The sequence below is a fragment of the Streptomyces sp. NPDC050546 genome (assembly GCF_044457425.1).
In the GTDB taxonomy this organism is placed as follows: Bacteria; Actinomycetota; Actinomycetes; order Streptomycetales; family Streptomycetaceae; genus Streptomyces.
Map to the genome: position 1 here is coordinate 463,872 of NZ_JBITGX010000008.1, position 6,808 is coordinate 470,679.

The 6,808-nt window shown below is 72.7% G+C and carries 5 protein-coding genes; 4 read left to right on the forward strand and 1 reads right to left on the reverse strand.

Features of this window, described 5'->3' with window-relative positions:
- Nucleotides 1-155 precede the first annotated feature (155 nt).
- A complete protein-coding gene (locus ACIBK5_RS22520) occupies nucleotides 156-1,811 on the forward strand; it encodes a protein phosphatase 2C domain-containing protein (RefSeq protein WP_399021714.1) in 1,656 nt (551 codons plus the stop codon).
- Between the two features lie 66 nt (nucleotides 1,812-1,877).
- The gene (locus ACIBK5_RS22525) at nucleotides 1,878-3,620 is read left to right on the forward strand and encodes a pyruvate dehydrogenase (RefSeq protein ID WP_399021716.1); all 1,743 of its coding nucleotides are present in this window, start codon (nucleotides 1,878-1,880) and stop codon (nucleotides 3,618-3,620) included.
- Nucleotides 3,621-3,635: 15 nt separating this feature from the next.
- Here ACIBK5_RS22525 and ACIBK5_RS22530 read toward each other — a convergent pair whose 3' ends face one another.
- Nucleotides 3,636-4,907, reverse strand: coding sequence for a helix-turn-helix domain-containing protein (locus tag ACIBK5_RS22530; protein ID WP_399021718.1), 1,272 nt, complete (start codon nucleotides 4,905-4,907; stop codon nucleotides 3,636-3,638).
- A gap of 232 nt (nucleotides 4,908-5,139) precedes the next feature.
- On the opposite strand from ACIBK5_RS22530, the gene ACIBK5_RS22535 reads away from it, so the two are divergent.
- Both ACIBK5_RS22535 and ACIBK5_RS22540 read left to right on the forward strand, forming a co-directional pair.
- Nucleotides 5,140-5,763 carry a hypothetical protein gene (locus ACIBK5_RS22535; protein ID WP_399021720.1) on the forward strand — a complete coding sequence of 208 codons (624 nt, stop codon included), beginning with the start codon at nucleotides 5,140-5,142 and terminating at the stop codon, nucleotides 5,761-5,763.
- A gap of 490 nt (nucleotides 5,764-6,253) precedes the next feature.
- Nucleotides 6,254-6,676 (forward strand): ATP-binding protein, encoded by a 423-nt coding sequence (locus ACIBK5_RS22540; protein ID WP_399021722.1) that lies wholly within the window; start codon nucleotides 6,254-6,256, stop codon nucleotides 6,674-6,676.
- Nucleotides 6,677-6,808 lie beyond the last annotated feature (132 nt).

Consider the following 6,808-nt stretch of genomic DNA (forward strand, 5'->3'; position numbering starts at 1 on the left):
CAGGACCCGCAGGTCAGCCGCCCGGGGCCCGCCGACTGCCCTTATCGCATGGTCGTTCTAGGGATCACTCGAGCCGTCGTTTCACGGTGCCGGGACGGACCGGTTTTTCCGGAAGCCCCGTTTTCATCCCGGCCGGGCGGTGGACAATCAGGGACATGAGCCAGCAGGGGGGAAGGCCCACCGGTCATGACGACGACTGGTGGAGGCACTTGTACGACGACTCCACCGACGACACGGGCCCCACACCCGCCCCGGATTCCCTGGACGACCGCTTCGCCTCGGCGGCGGGGGCGGTAGGGAACCCGGCGGACGAGAGGCCCGCCTCCGAGCCGGCGGTTCCGGCACCCCGGGCAGCCGCCGACCAGGCCACGGACCCGCCGCGCGCGCCCTGGGAGCCACCGGCTTCCCGGCCCGAGGGCCCGCTGACCTTCCCGACCGCCACGAAGCCGCCGGAACGGGCCGGGCGGGCACCCGATCGGCCACCCACGGGCGGCACGACCTCACCGACCGGCCCCCGGGGCCCTGCGGAGGCCCCGACAGAGCCCCCCGCGACGACGCCCCCCATCTCGCGGACATCCCAGCTCCCACCACCGCCCCCTCCACCCCTGCCCACCACCCCACCCTCCTGGCCCAGCCCGGAGTTCCGCCCCGCCGAACGTCCGCCGGCGCCACCCCGCTCGGCCGATGCACCGTCCGCGACACCCCGCCCCGCCGACCCGGCGATCGCCCCGCCTCGCCCCGCCGACCCGGCGATCGCCCCGCCTCGCCCGGCCGGTCCACCGCCACCGCCGCACACTCCCGCCGACCAGCCCACCCCCCGGATCGAGCGGCCCGCGCCCTCCCCCCGGCCCCGTGGGTACGTGGGGTCCCGGCCGCCCACCTACGACGCCGAACCCATCGCGCTGCCGGCGGCCGACCCCGATGATCTCGACGACCTCGTCGCGGACACCGTGCTCGACGGGGCCCGGTACGGGGCCTGCACGTTGCGGGCCGTGTCCGTGCGGGGGGACTCCGCGCGGTACCGGGGGGAGCCGCGGCGCGACTCGTTGCTCACCGCGCGTTTCGGCACGGGCGAGCACGCCCTGCTGCTGGTGGCGATGGCGACCGGGGCCCGGGCCGCGCCGGGGGCGCACCGCGCCGCCGCCGAGGCCTGTCACTGGATCGGGCGGGCCGTCGGGCGCAGTCACGCCCGGCTCGTGGCGGACATCAGGGACGGCAGGCGGGGCGACCTCAAGTCCGGACTGCACCGCCTCACCGACCGCAGTCTCGGCAAGCTCCGCGCCAGCGCCTCCGAACAGGGCGTCGACCCGGAGGAGTACGCCGCCGGCCTGCGCTGCCTCCTGCTGTCGGCCGATCCGGAGTGCCGTACGCGTGTCTTCTTCGGCGTCGGGCCCGGCGGGCTGTTCCGGCTGCGGGACGGGGAGTGGCAGGACATCGAACCGCAGGTCGCCGAGATCAAGGGTGAGCCGGTGCTGGGGTTCGGGTCGCCGCCCTCCGAGACGCCCGAGGGCGACCGGTTCACCATGGACCTGGGCATCCCGACCCCGCCCAGCCCTTACGAACCGGCCCCCGAGCCACCCCGCGAACCCTTCCGCTTCCGTACCTCCGTCGCCCGCCCGGGTGACACGCTCCTGCTGTGCAGCGGCGGCCTCGCCGAACCGCTGCGCGGCGAACCGGAACTGGGCGACTACCTCGCCGAGCGGTGGTCCCGCCCCGACCCGCCCGGCCTCGCCGCGTTCCTCGCGGACTCCCAGGTGCGCGTCAAGGGCTACGCGGACGACCGTACGGCCGCCGCCGTGTGGGAGGCGTGAACGGGCGCCCTGTGACTTGATGGAATCCGGAGGGATCCCTGGAGACCGAAGGGGCACACGAGAGCCATGGCCAAACAGAACGTCGCGGAACAGTTCGTCGACATCCTGACCCGCGCCGGAGTCAAACGCCTCTACGGAGTCGTCGGCGACAGCCTGAACCCGGTCGTCGACGCGGTCCGGCGCAACTCCGCCATCGACTGGATCCATGTCCGGCACGAGGAGACCGCCGCCTTCGCCGCGAGCGCCGAGGCCCAGATCACCGGCGGGCTCGCCGCCTGCGCCGGCTCCTGCGGCCCGGGCAACCTCCATCTCATCAACGGCCTGTACGACGCCCACCGCTCCATGGCGCCCGTCCTCGCCCTCGCCTCCCACATCCCCTCCAGCGAGATCGGCCTCAACTTCTTCCAGGAGACCCACCCCGACCGGCTGTTCCAGGACTGCAGCCACTACAGCGAGCTGATCTCCAGCCCCAAGCAGATGCCCCGGCTGCTCCAGACCGCCATCCAGAACGCCGTCGGCCGCAGCGGCGTCAGCGTGGTCTCCCTGCCCGGCGACATCGCCGACGAGCCCGCCCCGGAGAAGGCCGCCGAGACCGCCCTCGTCACCTCCCGGCCGACGGTCCGCCCGGGTGACGAGGAGCTCGACCGGCTCGTGAAGATGATCGACGAGGCCGGCAAGGTCACCCTCTTCTGCGGCAGCGGCACCGCCGGCGCGCACGCCGAGGTCATGGAGTTCGCCGGGAAGGTCAAGTCCCCGGTGGGGCACGCGCTGCGTGGCAAGGAGTGGATCCAGTACGACAACCCGTACGACGTCGGCATGAGCGGGCTCCTCGGCTACGGCGCCGCCTACGAGGCCACTCACGAGTGCGACCTGCTGATCCTGCTCGGCACCGACTTCCCCTACAACGCCTTCCTCCCCGACGACGTGCAGATCGCCCAGGTCGACGTCCGGCCCGAACACCTCGGCCGCCGCTCGAAACTGGACCTCGCGGTATGGGGCGACGTACGCGAGACGCTGCGCTGTCTGATCCCGCGGGTGAAGGAGAAGAAGAACCGCCGCTTCCTCGACCGCATGCTGAAGAAGCACGCCGACGCGCTGGAAGGGGTGGTGAAGGCGTACACCCGCAAGGTCGAGAAGCACACGCCGATCCACCCCGAGTACGTGGCGTCCGTCCTCGACGAAGTCGCCTCCGACGACGCCGTGTTCACCGTCGACACCGGTATGTGCAACGTCTGGGCCGCCCGCTACATCTCGCCCAACGGCCGCCGCCGCGTCATCGGTTCCTTCTCCCACGGCTCGATGGCCAACGCGCTGCCCATGGCGATCGGCGCGCAGTTCACCGACCGCAAGCGGCAGGTCGTGTCGATGTCCGGCGACGGCGGGTTCTCCATGCTGATGGGCGACTTCCTGACGCTGGTGCAGTACGACCTCCCGGTCAAGGTCGTCCTCTTCAACAACTCCTCCCTCGGCATGGTCGAGTTGGAGATGCTGGTCGCCGGGCTGCCGTCCTACGGCACCGCCAACAAGAACCCCGACTTCGCCGCCGTCGCCCGGGCCTGCGGCGCTTACGGCGTACGGGTCGAGAAGCCCAAGGAACTCGCCGGCGCACTCAAGGACGCCTTCAAGCACAAGGGCCCGGCCCTCGTCGATGTCGTCACCGACCCCAACGCGCTGTCCATCCCGCCGAAGATCAAGGCCGAGATGGTCACCGGCTTCGCGCTGTCCGCCTCGAAGATGGTGCTGGACGGCGGGGTGGGCCGGATGCTCCAGATGGCCCGGTCCAACCTGCGCAACGTGCCTCGGCCTTGAGCGGGGGCAGGGAGGTCAGCTGTAGGGGCCCCACTGGCGTGCCGAGGTGTCGTACATGAACCGGGGCAGGCCCTTGATGCCGCTGGTGCGGAACGGGCGGCCGGCGTCGTCGATACGGACCGTGCCCTTGCGGCCCTGGGAGGACCAGTCCAGCTCCAGGTACCAGCGGCAGTCGCACGTCACGGTCCGGGCGGTGACCAGCAGCACCTCGGGGTCCTCGGCCGAGACGCGGTACGGCATGCGTACCGCCGGGATCGGCACGCCGGTGTCGCTCCCGGCGACCGCGCGGGCGATGGGCCGGTCCTTGTCCAGGTTCACGTCGAAGTAGCGCGGGGTGACCGCACCGCCGCAGCCCTGGTCCATCGCGTAGGCGTTGCCCGGGGCGGGGGCCGTACGCCCCACCACACGCACCCGCAGCGCGTTCAGCACGACGGCCGTGTCGGTCCGCCCCTGCACCGACAGCTCCACGATCGTCTCGCCCCCGTGCACCGCGCCCTGTGTCGCCGCCCAGGTCCCGGCGTCCTGCGGGGCCGGGGGCGGGGGCACCTGCCGGGGCGGCTTCGCGATGACGTAGTCGTGACCGCAGCCGAGGTTCCAGGCCTGGGAGTCGGCGGACCAGGTGAGGGGCACGGAGGGTTTCCTCCCGCTGGGCGGCGCCGGGGTGGTGGTCCGGGCGGAGGGGGCGGGGGAGGACTTCTTCTTCGGGGTGGCGGATGCCGAAGGCGGTGTGGTGGTGGGGGAGTCGCTCGGGGTGGGCGAGGTGCCGCTCCGGTCCGGTGCCTTCGCCTCCGTCGTGCCGGACGGGGCCGGTCCGGCCGTACGGGCACGGTCGGTGGCGGGGCGCCGTCCGTCCGGGAGAGCGGACAGACTCCCGAGCGTCGCGAGCAACGCGCAGGCGGCGGCCAGCCCGACCGCGACACGTCTGCGGCGGTACCAGGGGCGCCCGGGGAGCGGGGACGGATCCGAGTCGCCCTTCTCCTCCACGGGAGGTGCCGTCTCCTCCACCGCACTCGCCGTACGGGGCCGCCGGCGTGCCTCCACCGCCAGGAGCCAGCGGCGGTGGAGCTCCAGACGTTCCTCCGGGCTCGCTCCGCAGAGCGCCGCGAAACGCTCCACGGGCGCGAAGTCGAGGGGGACCGCCTCGCCCGCGCAATAGCGGTGCAGGGTCGAGGTGTTCATGGCCAGACGGCGGGCCAGCGAACCGTAGCTGCGGTCCGTGCGCTCCTTCAGCGCCCTCAGCAGCGCCGCGAACTCCCCGACGTCGTCCACGTCGTCCTGTGCCGACACGTCGCCCCCGCCCTCGTAAGGTCCGAACCGGCCCGGGACGGCATCCCAGGCACCCCTGTACCTGCACGTCAGATGGCCTGGGATGGTTCCACCGTGGCCGATCGGCCACGGGCTGTTGCGCCCGCCGGCCGTGACCACTGATGCTCTTGGTGTCGCACCGACCAGGCCCGGGCCGATCAGCCGGCCTCGCCGCGGCATCCACGCCCACGCACTCATCCACGGGGGAACACCCATGTCCATGCGCATCCGAACGAGCGCTCTCACCGCATTCACCGTCGCCGCCCTCGCGGCCGGTTCGGTTCTCACCGCACCGGCCGCCGGCGCCGCGCCGAAGGCCGCCGCACCCAAGTTCCTGTCGGCGTCCCAGCTGCCGCCGCACCCGACGTCGTCCTGGACGGCCGGGCCGGTCACCGAAGGGTTCCCGGAGGGACTCGGCTACTGCGTGAGCACGGAGGGTGTGCCCTCCTACGACTACCGGCACCGGGAGTTCCGCACCGACCTGGACACCAGCGCCGTGCAGTTGACCGTCGTGGCGGACACAGCCGCCCTGGCCAAGGCCCTGGCGAAGCACTACGACGACCTGATCCGCACCTGTGCCGACCGCATCGAGCAGAACGACCCCGACGTCGAGGCCGAGGGCCGGGACTACGGCACTCTGCCGGTCGAGGAGGGCGCCCGCGTCCGCGGCCTGCACACCGAGACCTCCTGGGGCGCCACGGACATCTCGCTGCTGTCCGTCGGACGGGACGGCAGGACCGTCACCGTCGTGTCGTGGGGCCAGCTGGGCGACTTCGACGACGCTCCCGTAGCGGCCTTCAAGAAGACGACGACCACCGCCGTCAACAAGCTGTACTGACCGCGCGACCACCGGAGTGAACCAGGGCCGTCCTCCCGCCACGGGGGTGGGGGAGGACGGCCCTGTTCCGGTCAGAGGTCCGGGAAGGACCGTCGTACTTCGGCCAACTTCACCGGACCGCCGCGCACGGGGGCCGGCTGCCCCGCTCCTTCGTCGCGTACGCAAGGATCGGCAGCCGGCCCTCGGCACATCGTCCGATCTCCTGCGGTCACGATCCGCCCGAGGACATGCACCGGCTACCCTCTTGTCCCCCTCCCCGCCACCGCCGTACCGCTCAGCGGCCCGCAGCCCGGCCCGCCGCTCCCGTCCGATTGGCCGAACACTCGGTCGTTGACGACTCGACATGACTGCCGCGTGCCCGATGGGGCATGGATCCCCGTGAACGTGTTCGAGCAGGAGGGGAACCGACATCGGCGCGCGGGCGGGGGTCATGGAGAGGCAGGCACGGGGAGGCGGTCCCATAACGATAGGGGCCTTCTCGGCGAAGACGGTGGAGGACAAGACCGACGACGACACGGAGCAGGTGCCCGAGCCTCAGCTGAGGCGCAGACTCGGGCGGGCGGACCTGCGGGCCGTGCCGGAAGCCCGCAGGGCCCTGCGGGAGCTGCTCGGGCAGTGGGGGAGGACCGGACGATCCGACGTGGCGGAACTGCTCACCAGCGAACTCGTCACCAACGCGATCGTCCACACCGATCGCGACGCGCTCCTGACGGCCACGGTCGGACCGCGTGGACTGCGGGTGGAGGTAAGGGACTTCGTGGCCCGCAGACCCCGGCTGCGCGTACCGATCGCCGACGACGGTACGAACGGCAGGGGCCTGTTCCTTGTGCAGTCCCTCGCGGACGCCTGGGGCGTCCGACCGCACGGAGTGGGCAAGGCCGTCTGGTTCGAGCTGGAGGCCGAGGCGGCGTGAACGGGGAGGGGGGGGGGGCCCCCCGGCCCGCCCCCCCCCCCCCCCCGGCCCCCCCCCACCCCCCCAAGGGTAGCACCGGACGATGGAGGTGGGGCCACGGACGCGCGCCCCCGCCCTGGCCAGGGGTGGGAC